Raw genomic sequence first — 1,135 nt, forward strand, 5'->3', positions numbered from 1 at the left:
GGCTACGACGTAAAAGACCTGGCAGAAAACTGCGAGTTCGAAGAGGTCGCCTACCTGATCTTCAACGGCGAACTGCCTACCACCGCGCAGCTGGCCGACTACAAAGGCACCCTCAAAACCATGCGCGGCCTGCCGCAGGCACTGCGCGAAGTGCTCGAGCGCATCCCCGCCGACGCACACCCGATGGACGTTATGCGCACCGGCTGCTCCATGCTGGGCAACCTGGAGGGCGAAGAGTCTTTCGCCGAGCAACAGGACCGCGCCAACCGCCTGCTGGCCGCGTTCCCGTCCATCATCTGTTACTGGTACCGCTTCACCCACGACGGCGTGCGCATCGAAACCGAAACCGATGACGACTCCATCGGCGGCCACTTCCTGCACATGCTGCGCGGCGAAAAGCCCAACGACCTGCACGCGCAGGTAATGAACGTCTCCCTGATCCTGTACGCAGAGCACGAGTTCAACGCCTCCACCTTCACCGCGCGCGTCTGTGCCTCCACCCTGTCTGACCTGTTCAGCTGCATCACCGGTGCCATCGGCTCCCTGCGCGGCCCGCTGCACGGCGGCGCCAACGAAGCGGCGATGGAACTGATCGAGCGTTTCTCCTCTGCCGACGAAGCAGAAAAAGAACTGATGGGCATGCTCGAGCGCAAGGAAAAAATCATGGGCTTCGGCCACGCGGTCTACACCGAATCAGACCCGCGTAACGCCATCATCAAGCAGTGGTCAGAAAAACTCGCCGCCGACGTTGGTGACGACGTGCTGTACCCGGTATCCGTACGCTGCGAAGAAGTCATGTGGCGCGAGAAAAAGCTGTTCTGTAACGCCGACTTCTTCCACGCATCCGCGTACCACTTCATGGGCATTCCCACCAAACTGTTTACGCCGATCTTCGTCATGTCCCGCGTAACCGGCTGGGCCGCCCACGTATTCGAACAGCGCGCCGACAACCGCATCATCCGCCCAAGCGCGGAATACACCGGCCCGGAACTGCGCAAAGTTACTCCAATTAGTGACCGCTAAGGTTCTTCAAAAGAAGTACTGAACTTGATGCGAAGGCGCTGATGACGGGCAGCCCTTTGCTGGACTGTCTGCGAGAGGGATCTCGCAGCCAAGCCCCCATGGATGGGTTTAC

Annotated in this window: 1 protein-coding gene; it reads left to right on the forward strand. The window is 60.3% G+C overall.

Annotated features, from left to right (window positions below; translation table 11 throughout):
• Nucleotides 1-1,023: bifunctional 2-methylcitrate synthase/citrate synthase (prpC, locus tag B4U49_RS00495; protein ID WP_078082653.1), on the forward strand; the 1,023-nt coding region annotated here is incomplete at its 5' end.
• Between the last annotated feature and the right edge of the window lie 112 nt (nt 1,024-1,135).

Source organism: Microbulbifer mangrovi (assembly GCF_002009015.1).
Classification (GTDB): Bacteria; Pseudomonadota; Gammaproteobacteria; order Pseudomonadales; family Cellvibrionaceae; genus Microbulbifer; species Microbulbifer mangrovi.